This window comes from Enterococcus wangshanyuanii (genome assembly GCF_002197645.1).
In the GTDB taxonomy this organism is placed as follows: domain Bacteria; phylum Bacillota; class Bacilli; order Lactobacillales; family Enterococcaceae; genus Enterococcus_L; species Enterococcus_L wangshanyuanii.
Genome location: NZ_CP021876.1, coordinates 169368 through 189765 on the forward strand (window position 1 = coordinate 169368; position 20398 = coordinate 189765).

Below are 20398 nucleotides of genomic sequence, written 5' to 3' on the forward strand. Positions count from 1 at the left end.
AGTGATTATATCACAATACACGAACGTAAAATTTGCTTATACTCAAATTTTACATAGAAAGGATAAAATAAAAGGATCATTCCATCCCTTCTCGAAAGAAATCGAATATACTTTAGCCAAATGTTACTAGTCCTTTTCGTGGCTTGTCAGACTCATTTGTAATTCTTTCATCATATTTGTATGAACATATCTGCTTTAAATTAAAACGAATCTTTCCCCATTTTTTACTATCAATAGATTTTGTCCATTCTTCACCTATTGATATTTTTTCTTCTATTTCATTAAATATGAGAGTTGCTTCTTCATTTTCAAAACTAAGTGAATTATTTGAGCCACTAGATATTTCTACATACAATTTACTTTTGTTTTGTTGTTTCATAAAAATCTTCCTTCCTGATTTTTGCTTTATCAAAAACCGTCATTATTAATCGATTCTATCAAAATATGCTTGTCCATCATCACCTTTAATTTTTTTTTACTTTGTTCCTTAGAAACGCATCGTTGATTTTTCTAAATGTTTCTATTAATAAGGTAACTTCGTTCAAATTATTCGCTTGTGCAGTAACAGAAACAAGAACTGGATACGTCTCTTGATTAGTAGGTGGAACATTCAATAGAAATGGTGTATTTTCAAAAGAGACTTTTAACTCCTGTAACTCTATTTTTGAATAGCAAGTGTAGGGTAAATCATCGTTTGTTACTACATAAGATCCATTTGAATATACTTCAATACAAATGGTATCGTCAGAAACATCATTATATTTATTTTCATAGAGCAAATAAGAATGAGGCATCTCCTTTTTATATTCTTCAATGATCCTATCAGAATCATCTTCAACAGTGCCTAACCGATTTAAAACCTTTTCAATTTCTTTTGTTTTCATTTCAATTTTCTCCTTCCCAAAAACCGTCGTTAATTAGCTATTTCCTTTAGTTGATTTTCTAGCTGCTTAATTTTCAACCAAGCATCTCTTTTCAGCCGTCTTTCTTCTCTGTAGTCTTTTTTGATTAGTACCACATCTTCCTTCAAATATTTGAGTTCTTGAGACAATACTGAAAGCACCAATTCCTTGTAATCTTCGCTTACACTAGAATCGATTAAAAGGTTCAAGAATTTATTTTTGTCTTCAGCATAAATTTCCAACATGAAATCCACTAGAAAATCACTTTTTCCTTTGGCTGTTCTTTTCACTATTTCTTTCATCAATGTCTCTGTATTATAAATTGACAGTCCTTTTTCAATTTGTTTTGCTTTGAAGACCTCACGATTCATCGAAGTTACTAGGTTTCTGAAGAGAATTTCTTCATTAATTATCAATTCTTTCTGCCTGATTGGTTTTTTCTTTACTGTAATAGTCCCTTTTCTATAGGTTAATACTCCTATATGTTTAGGAATGTCTGCTATGACAACCTCATATAGTTCTACTGGAAGAACAAAATAATTGAAATGTCCTAAAAATGTTAGTTTATTTTTAGAATAAAAATCTTGCTTACTTACTTTAATTTCATAAAATCTCCAGATTTTTTCATATCCTTCTGAACGATTGCCCCTCATTTCAACAGATAAGGTATCTACAATACCTTCATTACCTGGCATCGTTACTTCATCTACAGCTATATGTCCCAAATCATAACAGTAATCATACAGCGCTTTTTCAATGTTTTTAGTAAGGCTTGTCTTGCTCACTAATTGTCACCTTCTTTCTTGTCCCAAAAACCGTCGTTAATCTTTAACTAGAAACAACTTCCATCTTGCTCCAATTACTAACTTTATTTTTCAGTTTTTCCATAGCATTTTCGGCTCTTTTTTTTGAAGTATAATCTTTTGCATTCCTTATATCATCAACAAAGTTTCCAAACACTTCACCTTGTACAATATATGTTGTGCCAGAATAGTAATACTCAATTTCTATTCCTCCACCGAAATTTTGTGAAACCCTAATAACAAAATTTTCTTTACATTTCATGTTGTTATCCCCTTTCAAAAACCGTCATTTTTTATTGAAATAGCTTTTCAGTGCATTCTCTACTGTGCTTTATCCTAATTCTTCTATTAATATTGAATGAATACTAGAGATCGATTCCAGTTCTTTTGCTTCAAGTGCTAACTGATCAAAATATTTCATTGGATCTTCAATTTCAGTAAAGCAAACTTGTTTGAGTTTGTCTGATAATAACATATTCAAATCTTCCCTTTCCTAAAACCGTCGTTTAATTCCCATATTTTCGTACTACAAAATTTTCGCCATATTCTTCTTTCCAAAAGCCCTTTTGGACTGGCTGTAGCAGGTAAACTTCTGAAACGTCCTCCGGTAAATTTGCATAGTGATCACATAAATCATCAAAATATTTTTTTGCTTCATCAAAACTGTTGAAAGGTATTGTTTCTTCATTTTGTGGATCATATACAAAAAATTTATCTGATTTCATCGTTGATCAACCTCCTTTTTTTGCTCTATCAATAACCGTCATTTAAAATCGAACATGCGAGCCAAACCATAACAACAATAACAAAACTATAAAACCAATTATCGCAATAATCGTTTCATATTGTTCACTCCAAACCATTCCAAAAATCAGCAACGAGCATAGAGCTAACGCTCTAAAATCTCTTTCATTTAAATCTAAAGCTACTGTTACTATTACCACTAGTGCAAACAGAATAATACCAATTATTTTCGTTATTTTTCTTTTTAGGTTTGATTCTTTTTCCTTCATATTTTCCTCTCCCAAAAACCGTCTTTAGAGGGGAATTAATCCCTTCATTCCTTCCCTATATCTTTCTCAAAGCCAACCGTTTATAATACCCACTACCCTCAATACCCCCCTATATAAATTTTGTAATCAACACATAAATCTTTGATCTTATAGATCCAATAAAATTCTGTTTCGCTAGACTCTGGAGAGTTGTCTAAGAGTCGTCCTGTTTCAACTAACATTTGACCTCTTTCGCGACAAGGATCTTGGCCTAAAAAAGTTATCTTAGTAATACCGATACTATTGTTCAAATGTTCTACGACAATCTCGCCCTTTTTAAATTCCTTATCAAGAAAATCAATTGAAACTGTTTTTGCAGTGAAATCCATCTTATAGTTTTGATCAGTAATAGGATTTTCTTTTAGCTTTTCATATTTATCGATCAACTGATAGAGCTCTTCTAAACTATTCGCTTGACCCGTTTCTAAAATCAATTCTTTTCTTTTCATGAAATGTCCTTCTTTCATTCGATATTTTAAAAACCTTCGTTAATATAAATCCTCAATAGCACCTTCAGTCCAAAAATCAAAATTATCAATAACACGTATCTCGAAAAATAAATCAGGATCTGAAATACTTTTTATCATCGATAAACTTGAACTTTTTTCAAATTTGAAACCTGATTTCCAGTTTGTTCTAGCTTCAGCTATAAAATTAGATTCCATTCTTTCAACGAAAGTTTGAACTTTGTTTTCATTTAAAACCTTTATGGTGACTCTTCTTTGTCCCATATTTTCAGGGCAAAGAAGAATTACAGTGCTATCTAAACAATTTTCAACTACTTCCATAACATCTATTCCTTTCCAGATCCCCTGAGATTTAATCTACTGTACTACTTGTTTTAATGCATATCTCCTTACACATCCGGCAGCATCTTCTTCGCCAATTGCCCAATTGCCTTTTTTCTTTAAAGTGGCAATGACTTTTTCGGAAGGAATGTAATGAAACCCTGCTGAGATCCAAAAACCAAAATCTCCAGTTAATTTGTCACGTTGTAGATAATGAACTTCAACAACCATACAGCCTGGGATTATACTTCTGAACATATTCAACATCTCTTTAGTGACCTCATTAGTATTTTCAGTTTCCTTTTTCATATCATTTTCCCTTCTCTTTCTAAGTCAACCTTAAAACAATACGAAAGCCTGTATTTACAGGCTTTCAATAGGTCTCTTTCTAATGATCCTATCTTGAGAAACGCGGTAAAAAATTGTTAGAAAATGACTTATTCTTCCTGTCAATGTGATTCTGAATCCCCATAATATCGTGAGAAAAATTTTGAGCATCTGCGATTTTCAATTCTTCAAGGTTTAGATCAAACACATCATCCGCAAGTTTTAAGTCCATCACCAACGAAAAAACATCGAATACTAGAATCCCCATTTCTTTTGCTCTTTTAGCAATTTCACCTATAGTTACCAATCTTTCTTTACTCTTCATTATCATTTCCCCCTCTTTTCTTATATCCTAATTATACCAGCATATACTTGTATTGTAAAGTTAATATTCAAGTATATACTGGTTTTTTTAATGAAAATAAGACGAGCTTCAGGCCCGTCTTACATCTATTTCCCCACAAAAGTATTCTTCTAATTTAGATATGTCTCTTCGCTGCGGCCAATGCTTGCATCGTACATAATAATGCTGACTAAGCCGAGAATTATATGGATAAACAACTATTAACCACCTCATTAGTATCTCTCCTTTACTTTTCTTTTTTTTCTGCTTCTCTTTTTTTCTGCTAACCGACTAACTAGATCCGCCAATAGAAGTCCAGTCTCAGTGATCTCACGGTCTTCACCTATCCAACCATTGCGGTTCATCTGTAGTAACTGATTTTGAGTGATCAACAATAGATTATCGAGTCGAATATTTTCTTTGTTACCATCAGAAAACATTAATACATGTCCAGCAGGGATTGGGCCATTCTCTTTTTCCCAAATCACTTTGTGCTTATGCCGCCATCTTTCTGGCCATGTCCCATGATCCTGAACCTTCACAAGACAGTAACCATCACGATCAATTCTTTCAGATCCCACAGGCTTATAATTTAGAGGCGTCTCACCTTTCTTAAAAGAACCACTATTTCCGCCCACATTGAACATTCCCTTTGTCCCTTTGTTGATAGGAACGTGTCCTTTCTCAAAGTACCCATTTAATCCACTATCGATATGATTTCTATTTTTCCATGCTTTCACTTGAGAAGTAATAAAAGTCGATCCGAACGTCTTATTCAATAAATCAGTAAGTTCTTTATTAGATCGCTTGGCTGCGTTAGCTCTTATAAAATCTTTTTGCTCTTCGGTAAATAATCCCCGACTCAGACCTTTCTTATTCGTTGGCACGTTACTTCTGATCTTGTGATTAGATTTGTATCTCCTGATCTCTTCAGCTGTGACATTTGTACCAAATTTTGCATTGAACAATGCTGCAATTTCTGAGTTGTACCTTCCTAATGCAATTTCTCTTACATACTCACCCTGTTCTTTCGTATATCGCATAAAATCACTCCAACATCTCAGGAATATCTTTTTCAATTCGGTGCTCTGAAAAAACTTCCTTCGCTCGAATCGCTGTATTTGCATTATTAATGATTTGGCCAGCTATTCCTTTCATTGCCTGAGCTCTCTTGATTTCTTCATCTAGTTGCTCTCCTGTGAGCCCATCATCATTCAATCTTTCAAGCTGTTCAAACAAATGGTTATTCAAATCAATTAATTTATTTTTTACCATATTTTTACCTCCAAATATTTTTCAAAGAGGATCAAAGCTGATCCCCTTTCTATGCTACTTGCTTTATGAAATGAACAAGATTTTTCTTCAATAACTGTTTTTGAGAATCCGTCAAGCTATCTAAAATATCTTGATCTGCAAAGTCCTCAATCTCCTTTAGGTCCATTTCCAAGTTCTCTGTGTGCTCATGAAATTGTGTTTCCCATTGTTCAAGTTCTTCTCTTAATTCGTGATCCATAAACATCTTCCTCTCATCATCTTATACTCTATATTATACCAGTATATACTTGTATTGTAAAGAGATTTTGCAAGTATATACTGTTTTTTCTTTCTATCTATGATATACTAAATTCGAAGGAAGGCGGTATTATGACAGAATATAAAACTAGCGAAGCAAAACGAAGAGCAAATAAAAAGTACGATCAGAACAATCCTGAAGGCAGACAGTACAGAAATAAAAAATCAGCTGCTAAAAGCTTTATCAATATTGCCACAGACGAAGATTTTTTATTTATTCAGGAATTAGTAAAAGAAAGATTAGAACGCGATAATACCAAGAAATAGTTCTTGTAGGATCGCGTTTTTGTATGCCAATGATCAATTAATCATTTAGAAAGGCCAAACAAGAAAACTCTCTTGTTTGGCCTTTTTTTGGTTAGCATTCGCCCCAGGGCTCATGCTGTAGCTTGACTGCTTTCAAGGTACAGTCGTTCGCTCGATCCGCTTCGCCTTCGCTCTCTTCCTTTGACGCTTCGCTATCTTGATATCATTCATCGTTTGTGGCTCACAAACGAACGCTTTTTTATAATGGCAGCCGTCTACGACGTCTACCACCCCACTTAGCTACGCTAATCGGGGCCCCTCTTAAACCACAGACAGTGTTTATTTTTTGTTCGACCTTTTTCGGCAACTTCGTTGCCTATACCATAGGCTTCACTTACATTTGCAAGGGAAGATACACCTACACCTGCAGCCAATTGAAATTGGTGCAGCTGTACGCCCTTGCAAATCGTTTCTCCTATGGTATTTGCCGGTCAAATCAAACAAAAAATAAAACATGTCTGAAGTGACTCATTTCAGGCGCACAGGAGGAGTCTTCATATGCCTAATACCTATTATGACCAGTTTTCAAAATTACCCCAATCTAAAATGGCTCAAGCTATTTCAGACTTAACTTACCTTTACGAAGAAACCAAAGTTCCAAAAAAACACTATGAACAACACCTATCGAAAACGATCGTTGAGCTTATGGAATCTAGTGTCGAACTCAACCTCTTAAACACCTATTATTCTATGCTTAAAGATTTACAAGTTCAAAATCCAAAATGGTTTTTCCAAGCGATCTTATGCCTTGATTTAAAAATCAATCCTAGTACTATCAAACCTTCTGAACATCAAGCAATTGAAATGGTTTGGAATGACTTTATTAAACAGAAAAAACCAAAGATTATGGACATTGAAGTCCTAGCACAGTTTCAAAAATTCGAAAAAAACGGATTAAAAGGAGAATAGAAAATGACAAAATCAAACCAACAACAATATCTAATTGGACTAATGGAAGTAGCATTTTCAGACGAGTACTTCCAACTTGCTAAAAACAACTGGAATATCCAACTCGTTTCTAAAGAAATGACCCTATTACGTGTCTATGATTCAACACATGAACTCTGCTTTGTCACTAGATATGACGAGGATAAACTTTCCTATTTCTTATTATTCGGAACTTACGAGCATCAGGATAGCCAAATCATTCACACGACTGATTCTTGGAAAAAGATTTCAGAATCATCTTTTAAAGGAAAAAGTCAGGACGAAATTTTTGAAATTATTCGTAAATTATTTGGAGAAAGAAAATGCCACGCTCTTATTGAAGGAGGTGAAATCCATGAGTGATTCTCTGGTCTTACTATTAAACGGAGGTTGGGAGTTTGTCATCAATGTTAACAGTGCTAGCACTTTAGTCTATCTTTATTTTGGGCACACTGATACTACTGTAGAAATGCTTATTAACGCAACAGATATCCCTTTTGAAGAAATCTTAGACGAGACTGACGAAATGATTCGAAATGAGATACCTGACTATTACCTACGCCTCCTAAAAGAAGCTGAACTATTAAACACAGAACAAGAAAACACTCTTTATCGCATTCAAAAAGAAGACGTTGTGTCTTTCCTTTCCAATAATGCGCATGAAAAAAATGTTCTCGAACTATTTGAGAAAAATTTTTCTTGCATGGAAGACGTTGGTTATTTTGTTAACCACGCAGAAAGCCAATTAGAACTTGAAAAAAGAAGGGATATGAAACGTCACTTTGAGTACAATAGCGAATCCTAAAATGAATGTTCCCTCGTCTGACGTTCTACAAATTTTGCATGAAATTGACTCTAGATTTTCACCAAAAATCAGACCTTACAGCGTAGTTTTAGTTACATTATCGAATTCCAATCAAATTCTTTCTTCTGACATCATTTACACTGGAAAGCTAGAACATCAATTATCTGTAAAAAAATTGATTTTAAACATTGCCTTGCGACATCAGGCAGAGCAGTTACTAGTTGTTCAATATCGTTCAGAACCAATTAAGCAACTAACTCCTATTGACATTGCTTTTGCCCAAAGCCTAAAAGAAATATGCGGTTGTGTAGACATAAACGTACTTGATTTCATTATTCGTGAAAGGCGCTGTTGAAGCGCCTCTCACAAGTGATTCCTTCCCCAAATAAAAATATGAATAGGAGAATATCATGGAAAAAACATTTACATTTGAAGACTTCACTATAAAAAAAGGAATGGAGACTAATTGGAACCCCCAATCATTTTTTATTGGTGAAGATATTGCTAGCGTTCATACAGATAAACATGAACTTCAAGTTTTTGCTTACAAATACAAAGAAAGTGAAACTGCTGAATACTTTGAAATGAACTTTGGAAAAAAAGAGCCGTATGATAATGAAGATTCTTATGATTTCGAACTCATTGAATCAGACGAGTTCTCTCCCACAGAAGCGAATTTGAATGACTATCATGAAATAATTGAATATCTCTGTAATAATTTTGTTTCAAATTTTATTAAAGCACCCCTTTGTTTTCCCTATATCAAATATATTGACCAAACGAATACAGATTCTCTTTGCTTACTATTTGTTGAACGTGACGACTTCAAACTCTATTCAGAAACTGACATACCACAAGAAAATTACAACTCTGAATTGACTTGGGAACTCATTAACACTTTAGAAAAAGAAAAGAAAGTTTACTACACTGTGGAAATCATCAAAGATTATCATTAAAGGAGAAATTCAAAATGAACACTAATGAACAAATCAAAAATGAAGCAATTAAAAGAATGCGCCAATTAGATTTGTATGAGGAAGCTATAAACAAATTTATTCAATCAGGAACGGTCTGCAAATCTGAACCGACAAACCTTTCAATATTAGGGATTGGTTCCAGCGTTATCGGTACTATCTATGAGTTAACCAAAGAACAAAAGAAATTTATTTCTGACTTCGAAAAAGAATACGATTCTATGGTCTATCATGTGATCGAAACTAACACCGAATTTGGTTTAGTAAACGACCTTTTGTATGTTTCTAATAATACCGATCAGTGGGAAATGGAACAGGAAGACCTTTCCTATAAAACCCCATGTGTCTATTGTGTAAATACAACTTATCCGGACTATTCCGAATTTGGGTCAATTGGAATTCAATCTAGCGGTGGCGGATTAATCAGAGTAGGTTAATATCATTTATCAGAGCCTTTGTAATGATTAAAGAGGCTCTGAATTCTTCTTAATGATAAAACACGATCACTCCCTTCAAGTCGTTAACGATCGAGTTTAGGCGTGCTTGCAGCTCGCCCTTATTATAGTCGCCGTGCGTTCCGCAAGTCGACAAGAGCCCACTCCGTGGTATGCATTCGCCCTGGGGCTCATGCTGCGCTTGAAACAACTCTAGATTCAGTCGTTCTCTCGGTTCGCTTCGCCTTCGTTCTCTTCCTTTGACGCTTCGCTATCTAGACTTCTTTCATCACCTGGTTACACCAGCTGACCGCTCTTTAGTTATGAGGGCCGCCTGCAGCGTCCCTCACCCCACTTGGCTGCGCCAATCGGGGGCCCTTTCAAACCACAGACAGTGTTTATTTTTTGTTCGACCTTTTTCGGCAACTTCGTTGCCTATACCATAGGCTCCGCTCACATTTGCAAGGGAAAATGCATCTACACCTGCAGCCAATTAAAATTGGTGCGGCTGTACGCCCTTGCAAATCGCTTCTCCTATGGTATTTGCCGGTCAAATCAAACAAAAAATAAAACATGTCTGAAGTAACACCTCTCAGGCGCATAGGAGGAATTTTATGGATTACTTAGAAATTTTAAACGAATCTGAGTTAGAAATTGAAGCAATTAACCGAATGACTATTCTAGACATACAAAAAGAATTGATTTCTGATTTTCTTTTACATCGAACTGTATTTTGCTCTGAACTTGCAAGCGTAGGAATTCTTAATCCCTGTCCATTTGTAAAAAAATATGAATTAGAAGAAGACACCCCAAAAATGATAGAAGATTTTGAAAAAGAATATAAATGTCTTGTGTACCATACAATCAAAACTCTCACAGATACTGGAACTATTTATAATCTATTCTATGTTCGCGAAAACAAGGAAGATTGGGAAACCCAACAAGACGATATTTATGCTTCGCTTCCTTTTGTAGCAACTATCAACTTTTCGTCACCGGAAAATGTTAAGTTCGGTCAGATCCAAGTCGGACATCTCACTGGTGGACTATATAACAGATTTTATGAGGAGAGATAACATGCTAAAAGATAGACTAAAAAGAGAACGGTACAAAGACCCAAACCCTGTATTTGATTTACTTTGCAATGATCTAAAACACTTAAACTCTGGTAGCAACAAAGTTTTGATACCCGACGCCGATTTAGGTGAACTTGCTCTTAGTTCCATGAAATTTCGATATGGAGTGAAGGAAGAATATGCCCTATTAGAAAAAGACTTTGAGAAATCAAACAACCTTGAAAATCAAGGATTCGAAGTAGTCGGTACTGATTTCTTAACGTTTGCCACACATATTGAATTTGACATTATTCTTTTAGATCCACCCGTAGAAAAAAGTGAAGACTACTTGTTAAAAGCATTCGAACTCGCTCAAAAGCAAGTAGACAAAAGTTGCTACATTTCAGCGCTCATACGCGCTGACATCATTCAAAATCCAAGCACAGCATTACAAGCAGCACTTGAAAACAACGAAACAGAAATAACCTTTCATAAAAATGTTAAGCCTGAATCAAAAGAAGAGGTCGCCCTAGTTCGCGTATCAGTCACTAAAGCGACAGATAATGTCCACAAGATTTATGACAGACTTTTAGCTACTAAAGGCTTTGAACCTGCTCAGACAGCACTAGAAAGAGGTCTAAGCACCATTGTTTCTGATCGTGATCTTGAAGAGCGTTTAAAAGATATCCGCTTTCTTATTAGTTCTTACAATGAACATATTTCTTTACTTAAGAAAAAATATCTGTTTGACAATTCACTCAATATGTTTGAGTCGATTATGAAACAAAAGCATAAATTTGGATCGTTTAGTTATAGACGAAATGACCTAACTCTTAATCAAGAAATAAAAAGCATTCGCAGTCAGTATTGGGAGAAAATCCTAAAAACTGACGAGTTCCGCAAAAAATTAACACGGCATGGATCAAGTTTGATCACTGATAAAATTGATTCCGCCACTAAACTTGAAATCACGGAAGAAAATGTTCTTTTATTGCTCACTGCTTTAATGTCAAATGGATATGAGGTAATTCTTGATAGTTGTGTAGAATGGTTCAAAAAAATGACCGGCAATCACCAAAATGAATACAGCAAAAACATTCACTACTACAATGGATTCAAGACAAATGACGCCTTCAAGGTAAATTCAAAAATAATAATTCCTGCTTACCAAGCTTCATCTTATTATGAAACAGTATCATTCGGCTATGGTCATCCTTTAGAAGAAAACTTTAAGCATATAACACACGGAATGCAAGACTACATGAACGATCTAATAACCATGTTTAAACTGATCAAACCAGATATTCCAACAACTTTTACTGCGAATGACTACGGCGATTTAGAAAACGAATTTCTTCGTTTTAAAGTGTTCAAAAAAGGAACTATTCACATTTGGTTTAAAGACCTAGAAACACTTGATAAATTCAATCTAATATGTGGGCAAAAATTTGGTTGGGTTCCTTCATCTGAGGAAATGAAGCAAGATCCCGAAGCATTACGCTTTGCCAAAAATGAATTTCCAAATATTCAAAACTTGCTGAATTAAAACAAGAGTCTCTTTGCAAATGCAAAGAGACTCCCTCCTTACGGAGAAAACACGATCACTCCCTTCAGGTCGTCAACGATCGAGTTTAGGCGTGCTTGCAGCTCGCCCTTATCATAGTCGCCGTGCGTTACGCAAGTCGACAAGAGCCCACTTCGTGGTATGCATTCGCCCTGGGGCTCATGCTGCGCTTGAAACAACTCTAGATTCAGTCGTTCTCTCGGTTCGCTTCGCCTTCGTTCTCTTCCTTTGACGCTTCGCTATCTAGACTTCTTTCATCATCTGGTTACACCAGCTGACCGCTCTTTAGTTATGAGGGCCGCCTGCGTCGTCCCTCACCCCACTTGGCTGCGCCAATCGGGGGCCCTTTTAAACCACAGACAGTGTTTATTTTTTGTTCGACCTTTTTCGGCAACTTCGTTGCCTATACCATAGGCTCCGCTCACATTTGCAAGGGAAGATACACCTACACCTGCAGCCAATTATAAATTGGTGCAGCTGTACGCCCTTGCAAATTGCTTCTCCTATGGTATTTGCCGGTCAAATCAAACAAAAAATAAAACATGTCTGAAGGGAAGGTCTCATGCATGACTTAGGAGGAATTCTTATGGAACCAGGTAAACTAATAGTCGCAAAAAAAGTAAATGGTGAAGTACAAACTGAATATTACTACTCTTTTGAGCCCTTGACCGACATTAGTATGCTTCTTGGTACAACAAATTTATTTTCAATGGATCTTAGTAAAACACTCACTGTCTTTCACGGATTGTATCTTCCTGATCAAGCAAAAGAAACCATCACTATTCGCTGGGAAGATCGCATTGAAACATTTACCGGCAGCATTATATTTGCTGGTCGTGATTTACTAAAAAATGTTCTCAGCTTGGACCCGATTGCTGTAGAGGAAGTCAGAATAAAATTAAAGGAGATCAAGTAGCATGAAAAAAACTGATCATCTGTTGCTTTTTATGCACCATCTAGTACGCGCAGCAAAGGGTATTCTGGTCCTATTTTCAATAGGAATCATACTATTGAGCATCCAAACCTATCAAGCTCAAACCCACTCGTATCAATCAAATGTAATTGTTTTTACCGGCATTCTATCGTTAATTTTTCTTTTTTGCTGGAGAGATTGAGTAAAATGCTGATTTAATTGGGCTAATTGTGTAAAATGAATGAGAGCAACTATTCTGAAGGAGGAAATACATTATGGAAAATGCAACATGCAAATACTGCGGAACGGATCTAGATCAACACTTGACCTGCTCATACTGCAGCATAACTTTTTCTCCGGAAGAAGTATGTTTCAATCAGGAACGCCCACATCAAATGGTCGATAGCATTCCAATTATCGACGACTTCGAAACAATGATTTTTGAGCTTATGTCGCGACCAACTGAGACATTGCTTAAAGAGAAAACGATCACTCTTTACTATCTTTTGCGTGCAGCAAGAAAAGCAAAAGATAAATACTTCAGAGCAAAAGACCAGGAACGTCTGACGTTCTTCCAAAAGAAAGTATATACCATCGAAAATATTCTACTGGAGAGAGAAGGAACATTCCCGTTGTCGATCTCTGATAACTTGCTGAAGAAAAAAAGTATTCAGGTCAACAAGTTTGAGCAGTCACTTGCTGAGAACAACAGAGATAAAATGACTAGACTCATTATCCGAATGTAACAAACAACTAATAATAAAAATGAAAAAAAGAGTTAAAAACATGTCATAAGTGCTTTTAACTCTTTTGATTTTTTTCATTGTATCGACTTTATCAGATTGGTTTCTTCGTCATACTCAATCTGGATCTCTTTTACTTTTAGCCTGCATTCAAGACTAAGCTTATGCAACAAGTTTTTTCCATGATCCTTATTATCTAGCGTTTCTCCATACCTTTTGATCAATTTCGTAATCGCCTCTAAACACTGAGGAAAAGCATTCTTTGAATAATTTACGTAATAGAAAATAAGATCCACATCACTATCATAGATATTGTAGTAGTCAAAGATTGATTGAAAATAGGAATAATCAGCAACACTTAATGAGTGACCAAAAAATATGATTTGCTCAATATTTTTTGGCATTTTTTTAACGTCACTTTTTGCCAATGAATCGGGGTTCACGTATCAATGGAACGAAATTTTACTCTAAGATTTCTTACATGAATTTGTAAACCCTATAAAATCAACGTTTCTAAATTTAATTATGAGAACTTACTCATTTTACAGAGGTTTTCTCTCGGAACAATGGAACGAAATTTTACGGTAGGGGTTAAAACACGAACAATAAAAAGAGCTATCTATCTTTTTTAGATAAATAGCTGTGTGATTATTGTCCTAAGGGACGAAATTCTCCTTCGTTTAATTGCTCATTATATTTGAAAGAATATTTCCCCATGAAATTAATGTGTTCTGATACTAGAGGGGAAGAGAATTGAAGAACTTCTTCTTGTATTTGGTTCTCTGAATTAGCTTCCTGAAGTTGTTCTATAGCTTTTTCCATATAAAGCGTGTTCCAATAAATAATTATATTTGCAACAAGTCCTAAAGCGTTTAATTGGTTTTCCATACCATCAAAATAGCTTTGATAGATTCGTCCATTTTTACCATAGCATATTTTTCTATACAAGCTATGGCGAGATTCTCCTTTATTCAGTTGTTCTAGAATATTTCGTGCGTATTCTTCATCAGATAGATATCTGAGTTGATGTTTTGTTTTAAATATTTTTCCAACTTCAATTAATGCACGCCCCAATGGAGTAGGATTTCCTTGATGTTGGAGAGCACGAATAAGATAGCTGGCTTGGACGGTTCCTGATTTTAGAGAACCTGCAATTCGTAAGATATCATCCCACTCTTGCTCTATAATTGTTGTATTTATAGTATTTTTTGAATGTTCGTTCAGAATTTTGTAATTAGCATTTTTGTCTATTCTCCATATTTTTGTTTCGTTTGCTTTAGCTATTCGGGGGCTAAATTGAAAACCTAGTATTCCAAATAATCCAAATACAAGATCACTGTATCCAGCAGTATCAGTCATTATCTGACTAGGTGTTAATGTACTTGTTTGATTTAACAGTCCTTCAAGCAAATAGACTGAATCTCTAATCGTCCCAGAAATAACCATACCATGAAATCCAACATAGGAATCAGATAGAAAGTTATAGTATGTGATCCCTTTACCTCGACCAAAATATTTAGGGTTCCGTCCTGAATGTAGAGATTTCTTTGGTGTAGTAAAGCGTATACCGTCCGCTGAAGCCATATCTCCTGTTCCCCATATATAAGGTAAAGCAAGTTTCTGATAGGCGTCTACGACCTTATTATTGGCTGCTGTTAAAGTATCTAATCGTATATAGTTTTGATTGACGTAGGATAAGCGGTCATTTTTTAAACTTTCTGTACTCTTCTTAGCAACGGGTGACAGCCCTATATTGCACGCTTCAGCTAATAACACTGCTAAGATACTTATATCCAGCTCTTTCATACGCGATCGATTTTCATTTAAATGTGAAAAACACTCTGTAAGCCTTAGTCGCTGATTTACCTCTAATAATATTTCAGGAAGGTCAACAATGGGAAGATTTCTATGAATTTCCTCAATAAGACGTGGTTTAGATAAACTTTGTCTTTTTAGCGGACTAATAATCAATTCTGTTTGTCCATTTTTTTCCTCTATCCTAGCCATGTTGCTATTATTCCAGTTTTTTAGTGTTTCTCTATAAGACATTTCTAAACTGATTTTAAAATCTTCTACAGCAATAGCTCCGTCCTCTGCAAGACCTAACTGATTTACAAAGGATTTTCTTTGCTCATTCCATACATTTTTAGGTATTAGATTTTGCAATGGATCATTATATCTATGACTATAAGGGACATAAACAGTATGTGTCTTTATGCCTTTTATAAAAAGTTCCATAGCAGCAATTATGATTCCTTTATTAGCATATGCTTGATTTTTATCGATAAAATTATGCCACTTGGTTGGCAGATAGTCTTGTATTTTTTCAAAATCTTGATATCGAAGAAATAGATCTCCTTTATCTCTTAAAAAAGACCAAATATAAGCTACTGGACTATCTTTATCACTAACTAAAAAAGGAATATGAGCAAGAATATCCGGAAGTAACCTTTTAAATTTTGAAAATGAGTTTAATAATTCTTTGATTGCCACAGGTTCTTTATCCGAACTCACAATACGTTTTACTTTTGACACAGCTGCTACTATCTCTTGTTTCTCGCGTAGCTCTAAAACATAATCTAACAGCTTCTCAGGTGGAGTTTGTTCGTCAATCAGATCCTCTACAATATGAGACAGCATGGCTGCTGCATTGTCCAAATCTTTTAGTGATCGGAGTCGTTCTTGCTGTTCCTTTTTCTTTGCAAGGTTGATAATACTAGTAAAATACTTTTCTAATGCTAATAATAATTCGTCCATAGCAACTGATCGATACTCTGCAATAAATGAAACTAGGTAAGCTAAACGTCTACTTTCAGGCATACGCTGAATACTTTGCGATTTGGCTTTAGCTGTATACTCAGCATATAATTTTATCTTCCCTTTAGGAATCTGGCTGAAATCCCAAAAATCAACTGAAAAAGAAGCAAATTCTTTTATTCTTTGAAATCCACGTTTAATCTCATAATAAGACGGTTCTTTTAGAGGTTCTCTTAAAGCGTCCAACTTTACTGTAAACAAAGACGTTTTTCCTTCCATAAAAAACAGCGTCAATTGATTGATTCGTTCAATTTCCTTCTTACTAGGAATATTTACAATTGCTTGCTCTATATCTTTGGTTACAGCGTCTATAATGCGCGATATAAACCGTTCGAATGTAGTAAGACCTGGGAGAATTATTTTTTCGTTTATACACTTATTCAAGAAACGATCAGCAAGAAGAGTTGTTTGCTCTGTAGAATACCAAGCACCTTCATATATCCACTGCTCTAAATAATCTAAAACGGCTTGGTCATGGAACTGCCTGTAAGAGTATAGTTCCTGAATCATGAGTGCATGCTGCTTGATTGTAGGAATTCTTGTATAGTAAGAGAACATACGACTTTCAATAGACAACTGCTCTGCCATGTACTCTATTACTTCATTAGGAACATTTGTTAAATCAGAAAGAAATGTTCCTAAAAATCGTACAGTCCCTAACTGTACTGCAAAACCAATTTTAGTACTATCGTTTCGCAAAGTTTTAATAATTGATTTGTCATAATCGTCCAAATGAAAGTATTTCACTAATTGTTCATCGGAAGGAAGGCCCGCATAAGATCCAAAAGACTGTTTTTGTTCTTTACTCATTATCTGTACAGGCATTTAGTCACCTGCCATTTCTTGTTCGAACTCTTTTACTCGACGATAAAATGTGCTTGGGGACAATTCTAGTTTATTTATAGTATCAGTTGCTGTTTGCTCCCCATTTTTCCAACTAAAATACTGTCTTTTGAATTCTTCTGTTATTGCCAATTTAGGTCTACCAAAGACCGTACCAGCAGATTTTGCAATTTCAATCCCTTCAGTTTGACGCAGTTTGCTCTTCTTTCGTTCCTGATCTGCTACATAAGAAAGCATGCTCAAAAACTGATCTTCTAATAAAAGACCAATGTCCCCCATAGTTTTAAACTTTCTACTATCAAATAATTCTGAATTTTCTAGAACAATAATATCTGCTTTTATCTTTCTTGTAATATACTTCCATTCTTCAATTACACCAGAATAGTTTCTCCCTAAACGATCTAAAGAGTCTAAGTAAACAATATCTCCAGAACGAAGCATATGAAGTAATAGTTGATACTGTGGACGATCAAACTCAGCACCTGATTGTTTATCGACAAATATATAACGAGATTCAATACCTAAATCATTAAACTTCTGTATTTGTCGATCTAAATTTTGTTCTTTAGTGGAAACTCTAGCATAGCCAAAAAGCATGTTTATTTTCTCCTTTCATATATCAAAATGTCATTAATAATTATGACACATATCAAAAGTGAAAAACATAGGTTTTGACACATGGTTTTGCATAAGAAAAGACTTTATCAAAAAGTATACTTTTTGACAGACCAAATTTAGAAAAACAAACATTATTATAGAGAAGAACCAAAACATTCGACTTTATACCGTAAAGTTTCGTTCCACTGATACCTGAACCCCTGTTACTGGATATAAAAGGCCTTTTTTCTAGCTATATCAAAGAAATCCCAAAAATAGATTCCAAAGACTTAAAACAAATAAAAAAAATTATCAGTAAGAAGAAATACTTCACTTTTTATGATTACAAACTCGTTAGTAATCACATTATGAATTTTTCAAAAAAAGATATTGAGTTCTTTGTAGAAACTATGTTTCCAGTCGAAAATATACATCTACGAGACATAGAAACTCGAAATGTAATCAGCCAATTTTTTGTAAATTTAGTAACAAAATTCATGTATAGCAATGATCGCAGTGAAGCTAAAAAGTATCTAAACTTAGCTAGAGAAAACAACAAAGAATACAGAAATTATTATTTCTCAATTCAGATCCAATATTTTGAATATATAGTTGCCTACCTAGAAACCTCTGAACCAGACTATTTAACCAAAGCAGACTACCTTATGAAAGCTGTTGAAGATATAGGCGATGTCAACACTGCTAAAACAATGAGACTAGAGTTCAAAGAATTATTAAAAGAGGAGAAGATAGATATTCCAATAGGCTCATTTCCCACAGTAATTACAAAAGACTCATAGTTGCAATAGAGCACTGAACAAGTGCTTTTTTTCGTGCAACGTATCACAGATATAAAGTAATTGGCAATTTGCAGGTTTAATTTTAACCTGTGTCCAAGTCTCCTAAATCTAGCTGCTGATAGCGATTTTCGGTGTTTTTAGAGGTGTTGAAATATTGATTAACTAAGTTACCTGCCCAGGGAAAGACGCTTAAAATGGACTCTACATATGCTGCTTGTACTTCTTTTTTTACTTGCAATATTGTTTGGATCAAGGCATTTCTTGTGGCCAACCTAATTCCACCACCTCTACCGGCTTTAACAGAGTAAAAGAGTCTGCCTTCTTCTTGTAGTTCCTTCAGGATTTTGTCCAATGATCGACTAGGGATCTTCAATTCTTCGACAATTTCCCTTTTAGTTGTCACAAAATATGGTTTGTACGTGTAACTTTTATCTTTAAGGAATGCTAATAAATCAGCCTTCCACTCATGCTTGTGAGAATATTTTCTCTCAGATCGATCTTTTTTAAATTTATACCAGGTACTTGGGTGACTTCTATACCCACTACTGCCTTTTCTTTTGCTAAACGGAGCCTTAGAAGCCTTCTCTGTACCCCAACTTTCGATAAGTAAATCGATTTTTTCTTGTTCTGCTTGGTGATATCTACCTGAGTATGCTGATTCAACCGCACGTCTAACTTCAGAATCTTTCAAAGCTTTATTGCCTAAATTAGTGTTGAATTGATCCATATCGTCGTAACAATTTTCTAGTGATTCTCCGGAAGAATAATAAGCCAATGCCATCGTGTAAATAGCACTATTACGTCCTAGTAGGCCTTTATCTCCTTCGATTTGTGTGTTATTAAGCAGCTGATCAACCCAAGCTGCATCCTTTTGCTTACTTTTTTTAGGCAACAGAAATAGCTTAGGTCTTTCTATGTCAATTTGGTTATCTGCTGAGTATTCAAATGACCAGTCAATCAAAGTTTGCATATCATAAGTCATTTCAGGATTGTACTGTAAAATGTTGTCGTGTCTAGGTATTCGAGCGATTCCAAAATGATTACAGCCCATATCAACCGGCAGTTCTTCAGCGAAATATCGTCTTAAATTATTCGAAACGTTTCTTGCAATTTTTACTGAGTTATAGCCATTTGCACTCGAAATAAACCAGGGATTTTCCAGCACATAATATACCTGGTAACCTCCTGGAGTTTCCAAAATCATAGTGGGTATAAACCCTAAGTCCATGCTGCGGTCCATTATGTCTTGTCCAGAGCATGATTGGCCAACTTTAACATCGATATCAATCATGAACGTGTTGATCTGTTTTAAGTTTTGATCCTTATGACCTGTTACAAAAAGTCGGCGATCGTCCGTATAGGTACCATATCTAAACACGTTAGGGGTCCAATGAGTAAATGAGTTTTCATTTTCCCAAAGAGCTTCTTCAGAAGTTAACACCACCCCATGGGCCACACCCATTGCTTCCTTCGAGCGGAAACCAAATATAGCACCCTTTTTTCCCTCTGGTTGCTGAACAAATGGACGCAAGTTGCTATTTTTATATTTATATTGTCTTAATCCACCCTTTAAAATGGCAGCATAAATAAGATTTAGATTTTGTTCCAGTACGTTCATTTTGGTTTCCTTTCCAAAAAAAGAAGAACACAAAGATACCCTTGTGTCCTTACGAATACTGGATTTAATAAATTTACTACTAAAACTAGCAAAATCGCCAGTTTTGCGCACCAAATAAGCCTAAATCTATTGTATTTTTTGTCAAAATTTGCTATAATGTATTTAATAAAGTGACTCGAAAACACTTATCAAATTTATAGAAATTGAGACTACGG

The 20398-nt window shown here is 35.0% G+C and carries 30 protein-coding genes; 12 read left to right on the forward strand and 18 right to left on the reverse strand.

The genetic code is table 11. The annotated features are described in order from the left end of the window. Positions 1 to 112: 112 nt before the first annotated feature. From CC204_RS20260 to CC204_RS20320, 14 genes are all read right to left on the reverse strand, one after another. On the reverse strand, positions 113 to 379 hold the full coding sequence (locus CC204_RS20260) for a hypothetical protein (RefSeq protein ID WP_088271926.1): 267 nt from the start codon (positions 377 to 379) through the stop codon (positions 113 to 115). Positions 380 to 464: 85 nt separating this feature from the next. After that, on the reverse strand, positions 465 to 884 hold the full coding sequence (locus CC204_RS20265; RefSeq protein ID WP_088271927.1) for a hypothetical protein: 420 nt from the start codon (positions 882 to 884) through the stop codon (positions 465 to 467). A gap of 29 nt (positions 885 to 913) precedes the next feature. Then, positions 914 to 1687 carry a hypothetical protein gene (locus CC204_RS20270; protein WP_188634538.1) on the reverse strand — a complete coding sequence of 258 codons (774 nt, stop codon included), beginning with the start codon at positions 1685 to 1687 and terminating at the stop codon, positions 914 to 916. Positions 1688 to 1730: 43 nt separating this feature from the next. After that, on the reverse strand, positions 1731 to 1967 hold the full coding sequence (locus tag CC204_RS20275; RefSeq protein ID WP_088271928.1) for a hypothetical protein: 237 nt from the start codon (positions 1965 to 1967) through the stop codon (positions 1731 to 1733). Positions 1968 to 2036: 69 nt separating this feature from the next. Continuing rightward, a complete protein-coding gene (locus CC204_RS21285; protein WP_157894346.1) occupies positions 2037 to 2180 on the reverse strand; it encodes a hypothetical protein in 144 nt (47 codons plus the stop codon). A gap of 31 nt (positions 2181 to 2211) precedes the next feature. Continuing rightward, positions 2212 to 2430, reverse strand: coding sequence for a hypothetical protein (locus CC204_RS20280; protein ID WP_088271929.1), 219 nt, complete (start codon positions 2428 to 2430; stop codon positions 2212 to 2214). 42 nt (positions 2431 to 2472) lie between these two features. Next, positions 2473 to 2718, reverse strand: a complete 246-nt coding sequence (locus CC204_RS20285; RefSeq protein ID WP_088271930.1) for a hypothetical protein — start codon at positions 2716 to 2718, stop codon at positions 2473 to 2475. A 98-nt stretch (positions 2719 to 2816) separates the two neighbouring features. Next, positions 2817 to 3206, reverse strand: coding sequence for a hypothetical protein (locus CC204_RS20290; protein WP_088271800.1), 390 nt, complete (start codon positions 3204 to 3206; stop codon positions 2817 to 2819). A 39-nt stretch (positions 3207 to 3245) separates the two neighbouring features. Beyond that, positions 3246 to 3545, reverse strand: a complete 300-nt coding sequence (locus tag CC204_RS20295; protein ID WP_088271931.1) for a hypothetical protein — start codon at positions 3543 to 3545, stop codon at positions 3246 to 3248. Positions 3546 to 3581: 36 nt separating this feature from the next. Then, positions 3582 to 3854, reverse strand: a complete 273-nt coding sequence (locus CC204_RS20300; RefSeq protein WP_088271932.1) for a hypothetical protein — start codon at positions 3852 to 3854, stop codon at positions 3582 to 3584. Between the two features lie 88 nt (positions 3855 to 3942). Further along, positions 3943 to 4197, reverse strand: coding sequence for a DUF6874 family protein (locus CC204_RS20305; protein WP_227011287.1), 255 nt, complete (start codon positions 4195 to 4197; stop codon positions 3943 to 3945). Positions 4198 to 4448: 251 nt separating this feature from the next. Then, the gene (locus CC204_RS20310) at positions 4449 to 5258 is read right to left on the reverse strand and encodes an HNH endonuclease signature motif containing protein (protein WP_088271933.1); all 810 of its coding nucleotides are present in this window, start codon (positions 5256 to 5258) and stop codon (positions 4449 to 4451) included. Between the two features lie 4 nt (positions 5259 to 5262). Continuing rightward, entirely contained in the window at positions 5263 to 5490 is a 228-nt protein-coding gene (locus CC204_RS20315) for a hypothetical protein (protein ID WP_088271797.1), read from the reverse strand. A 49-nt stretch (positions 5491 to 5539) separates the two neighbouring features. After that, the gene (locus CC204_RS20320; protein WP_088271796.1) at positions 5540 to 5728 is read right to left on the reverse strand and encodes a hypothetical protein; all 189 of its coding nucleotides are present in this window, start codon (positions 5726 to 5728) and stop codon (positions 5540 to 5542) included. A 131-nt stretch (positions 5729 to 5859) separates the two neighbouring features. Here CC204_RS20320 and CC204_RS20325 point away from each other — a divergent pair, with 131 nt between their 5' ends. From CC204_RS20325 to CC204_RS20375, 11 genes are all read left to right on the forward strand, one after another. Beyond that, the gene (locus tag CC204_RS20325) at positions 5860 to 6054 is read left to right on the forward strand and encodes a hypothetical protein (protein ID WP_088271795.1); all 195 of its coding nucleotides are present in this window, start codon (positions 5860 to 5862) and stop codon (positions 6052 to 6054) included. 537 nt (positions 6055 to 6591) lie between these two features. Next, positions 6592 to 7002, forward strand: a complete 411-nt coding sequence (locus CC204_RS20330; protein WP_088271934.1) for a hypothetical protein — start codon at positions 6592 to 6594, stop codon at positions 7000 to 7002. Positions 7003 to 7005: 3 nt separating this feature from the next. Continuing rightward, positions 7006 to 7383, forward strand: coding sequence for a hypothetical protein (locus tag CC204_RS20335; protein WP_088271794.1), 378 nt, complete (start codon positions 7006 to 7008; stop codon positions 7381 to 7383). After that, on the forward strand, positions 7376 to 7825 hold the full coding sequence (locus CC204_RS20340) for a hypothetical protein (protein WP_088271793.1): 450 nt from the start codon (positions 7376 to 7378) through the stop codon (positions 7823 to 7825). Before CC204_RS20335 ends, CC204_RS20340 begins: the two co-directional genes overlap by 8 nt. Position 7826: 1 nt before the next feature. Beyond that, entirely contained in the window at positions 7827 to 8180 is a 354-nt protein-coding gene (locus CC204_RS21900) for a JAB domain-containing protein (protein WP_227011277.1), read from the forward strand. Positions 8181 to 8235: 55 nt separating this feature from the next. Beyond that, positions 8236 to 8781: a hypothetical protein gene (locus CC204_RS20350; RefSeq protein WP_088271935.1), complete on the forward strand. Its 546-nt coding sequence runs from the start codon at positions 8236 to 8238 to the stop codon at positions 8779 to 8781. Between the two features lie 14 nt (positions 8782 to 8795). Further along, complete coding sequence (locus CC204_RS20355) at positions 8796 to 9236, forward strand: hypothetical protein (protein WP_088271790.1); 441 nt, start codon at positions 8796 to 8798, stop codon at positions 9234 to 9236. A 611-nt stretch (positions 9237 to 9847) separates the two neighbouring features. After that, entirely contained in the window at positions 9848 to 10309 is a 462-nt protein-coding gene (locus tag CC204_RS21295; protein ID WP_088271789.1) for a hypothetical protein, read from the forward strand. Between the two features lies 1 nt (position 10310). Next, positions 10311 to 11834, forward strand: a complete 1524-nt coding sequence (locus CC204_RS20360) for a DUF4942 domain-containing protein (protein WP_157894329.1) — start codon at positions 10311 to 10313, stop codon at positions 11832 to 11834. Between the two features lie 604 nt (positions 11835 to 12438). Continuing rightward, positions 12439 to 12768: a hypothetical protein gene (locus tag CC204_RS20365; protein WP_088271787.1), complete on the forward strand. Its 330-nt coding sequence runs from the start codon at positions 12439 to 12441 to the stop codon at positions 12766 to 12768. 272 nt (positions 12769 to 13040) lie between these two features. Then, positions 13041 to 13511 (forward strand): hypothetical protein, encoded by a 471-nt coding sequence (locus CC204_RS20375; protein ID WP_088271785.1) that lies wholly within the window; start codon positions 13041 to 13043, stop codon positions 13509 to 13511. Between the two features lie 74 nt (positions 13512 to 13585). On the opposite strand, the gene CC204_RS20380 is transcribed toward CC204_RS20375, so the two are convergent. From CC204_RS20380 to CC204_RS20390, 3 genes are all read right to left on the reverse strand, one after another. After that, the gene (locus tag CC204_RS20380; protein WP_088271784.1) at positions 13586 to 13912 is read right to left on the reverse strand and encodes a hypothetical protein; all 327 of its coding nucleotides are present in this window, start codon (positions 13910 to 13912) and stop codon (positions 13586 to 13588) included. A gap of 244 nt (positions 13913 to 14156) precedes the next feature. Next, a complete protein-coding gene (locus CC204_RS20385; RefSeq protein ID WP_227011273.1) occupies positions 14157 to 17150 on the reverse strand; it encodes a Tn3 family transposase in 2994 nt (997 codons plus the stop codon). Then, complete coding sequence (locus tag CC204_RS20390) at positions 17151 to 17765, reverse strand: recombinase family protein (protein ID WP_088271783.1); 615 nt, start codon at positions 17763 to 17765, stop codon at positions 17151 to 17153. Positions 17766 to 18133: 368 nt separating this feature from the next. Between CC204_RS20390 and CC204_RS20395 the strand changes: the two genes are divergently transcribed. Then, a complete protein-coding gene (locus CC204_RS20395; RefSeq protein WP_088271866.1) occupies positions 18134 to 18565 on the forward strand; it encodes a hypothetical protein in 432 nt (143 codons plus the stop codon). Between the two features lie 82 nt (positions 18566 to 18647). Here the strand turns inward: CC204_RS20395 and CC204_RS20400 are convergent, their stop codons facing one another. Continuing rightward, positions 18648 to 20183, reverse strand: a complete 1536-nt coding sequence (locus tag CC204_RS20400; protein ID WP_088271867.1) for a primase C-terminal domain-containing protein — start codon at positions 20181 to 20183, stop codon at positions 18648 to 18650. Between the last annotated feature and the right edge of the window lie 215 nt (positions 20184 to 20398).

Coding starts and splice junctions, on each gene's coding strand:
- CC204_RS20275 (WP_088271928.1), bottom strand. CDS start 1,967: ATGAAATGTAAAGAAAATTTTGTTATTAGGGTTTCACAAAATTTCGGT.
- CC204_RS20365 (WP_088271787.1), top strand. CDS start 12,439: ATGGAACCAGGTAAACTAATAGTCGCAAAAAAAGTAAATGGTGAAGTA.
- CC204_RS20380 (WP_088271784.1), bottom strand. CDS start 13,912: ATGCCAAAAAATATTGAGCAAATCATATTTTTTGGTCACTCATTAAGT.
- CC204_RS20335 (WP_088271794.1), top strand. CDS start 7,006: ATGACAAAATCAAACCAACAACAATATCTAATTGGACTAATGGAAGTA.
- CC204_RS20395 (WP_088271866.1), top strand. CDS start 18,134: ATGAATTTTTCAAAAAAAGATATTGAGTTCTTTGTAGAAACTATGTTT.
- CC204_RS20320 (WP_088271796.1), bottom strand. CDS start 5,728: ATGGATCACGAATTAAGAGAAGAACTTGAACAATGGGAAACACAATTT.
- CC204_RS21900 (WP_227011277.1), top strand. CDS start 7,827: ATGAATGTTCCCTCGTCTGACGTTCTACAAATTTTGCATGAAATTGAC.
- CC204_RS20325 (WP_088271795.1), top strand. CDS start 5,860: ATGACAGAATATAAAACTAGCGAAGCAAAACGAAGAGCAAATAAAAAG.
- CC204_RS20290 (WP_088271800.1), bottom strand. CDS start 3,206: ATGAAAAGAAAAGAATTGATTTTAGAAACGGGTCAAGCGAATAGTTTA.
- CC204_RS20295 (WP_088271931.1), bottom strand. CDS start 3,545: ATGGAAGTAGTTGAAAATTGTTTAGATAGCACTGTAATTCTTCTTTGC.
- CC204_RS20305 (WP_227011287.1), bottom strand. CDS start 4,197: ATGAAGAGTAAAGAAAGATTGGTAACTATAGGTGAAATTGCTAAAAGA.
- CC204_RS20280 (WP_088271929.1), bottom strand. CDS start 2,430: ATGAAATCAGATAAATTTTTTGTATATGATCCACAAAATGAAGAAACA.
- CC204_RS20360 (WP_157894329.1), top strand. CDS start 10,311: ATGCTAAAAGATAGACTAAAAAGAGAACGGTACAAAGACCCAAACCCT.
- CC204_RS20330 (WP_088271934.1), top strand. CDS start 6,592: ATGCCTAATACCTATTATGACCAGTTTTCAAAATTACCCCAATCTAAA.
- CC204_RS20385 (WP_227011273.1), bottom strand. CDS start 17,150: ATGCCTGTACAGATAATGAGTAAAGAACAAAAACAGTCTTTTGGATCT.
- CC204_RS20375 (WP_088271785.1), top strand. CDS start 13,041: ATGGAAAATGCAACATGCAAATACTGCGGAACGGATCTAGATCAACAC.
- CC204_RS21295 (WP_088271789.1), top strand. CDS start 9,848: ATGGATTACTTAGAAATTTTAAACGAATCTGAGTTAGAAATTGAAGCA.
- CC204_RS20390 (WP_088271783.1), bottom strand. CDS start 17,765: ATGCTTTTTGGCTATGCTAGAGTTTCCACTAAAGAACAAAATTTAGAT.
- CC204_RS20285 (WP_088271930.1), bottom strand. CDS start 2,718: ATGAAGGAAAAAGAATCAAACCTAAAAAGAAAAATAACGAAAATAATT.
- CC204_RS20350 (WP_088271935.1), top strand. CDS start 8,236: ATGGAAAAAACATTTACATTTGAAGACTTCACTATAAAAAAAGGAATG.
- CC204_RS20260 (WP_088271926.1), bottom strand. CDS start 379: ATGAAACAACAAAACAAAAGTAAATTGTATGTAGAAATATCTAGTGGC.
- CC204_RS20265 (WP_088271927.1), bottom strand. CDS start 884: ATGAAAACAAAAGAAATTGAAAAGGTTTTAAATCGGTTAGGCACTGTT.
- CC204_RS20315 (WP_088271797.1), bottom strand. CDS start 5,490: ATGGTAAAAAATAAATTAATTGATTTGAATAACCATTTGTTTGAACAG.
- CC204_RS20400 (WP_088271867.1), bottom strand. CDS start 20,183: ATGAACGTACTGGAACAAAATCTAAATCTTATTTATGCTGCCATTTTA.
- CC204_RS20300 (WP_088271932.1), bottom strand. CDS start 3,854: ATGAAAAAGGAAACTGAAAATACTAATGAGGTCACTAAAGAGATGTTG.
- CC204_RS21285 (WP_157894346.1), bottom strand. CDS start 2,180: ATGTTATTATCAGACAAACTCAAACAAGTTTGCTTTACTGAAATTGAA.
- CC204_RS20355 (WP_088271790.1), top strand. CDS start 8,796: ATGAACACTAATGAACAAATCAAAAATGAAGCAATTAAAAGAATGCGC.
- CC204_RS20340 (WP_088271793.1), top strand. CDS start 7,376: ATGAGTGATTCTCTGGTCTTACTATTAAACGGAGGTTGGGAGTTTGTC.
- CC204_RS20310 (WP_088271933.1), bottom strand. CDS start 5,258: ATGCGATATACGAAAGAACAGGGTGAGTATGTAAGAGAAATTGCATTA.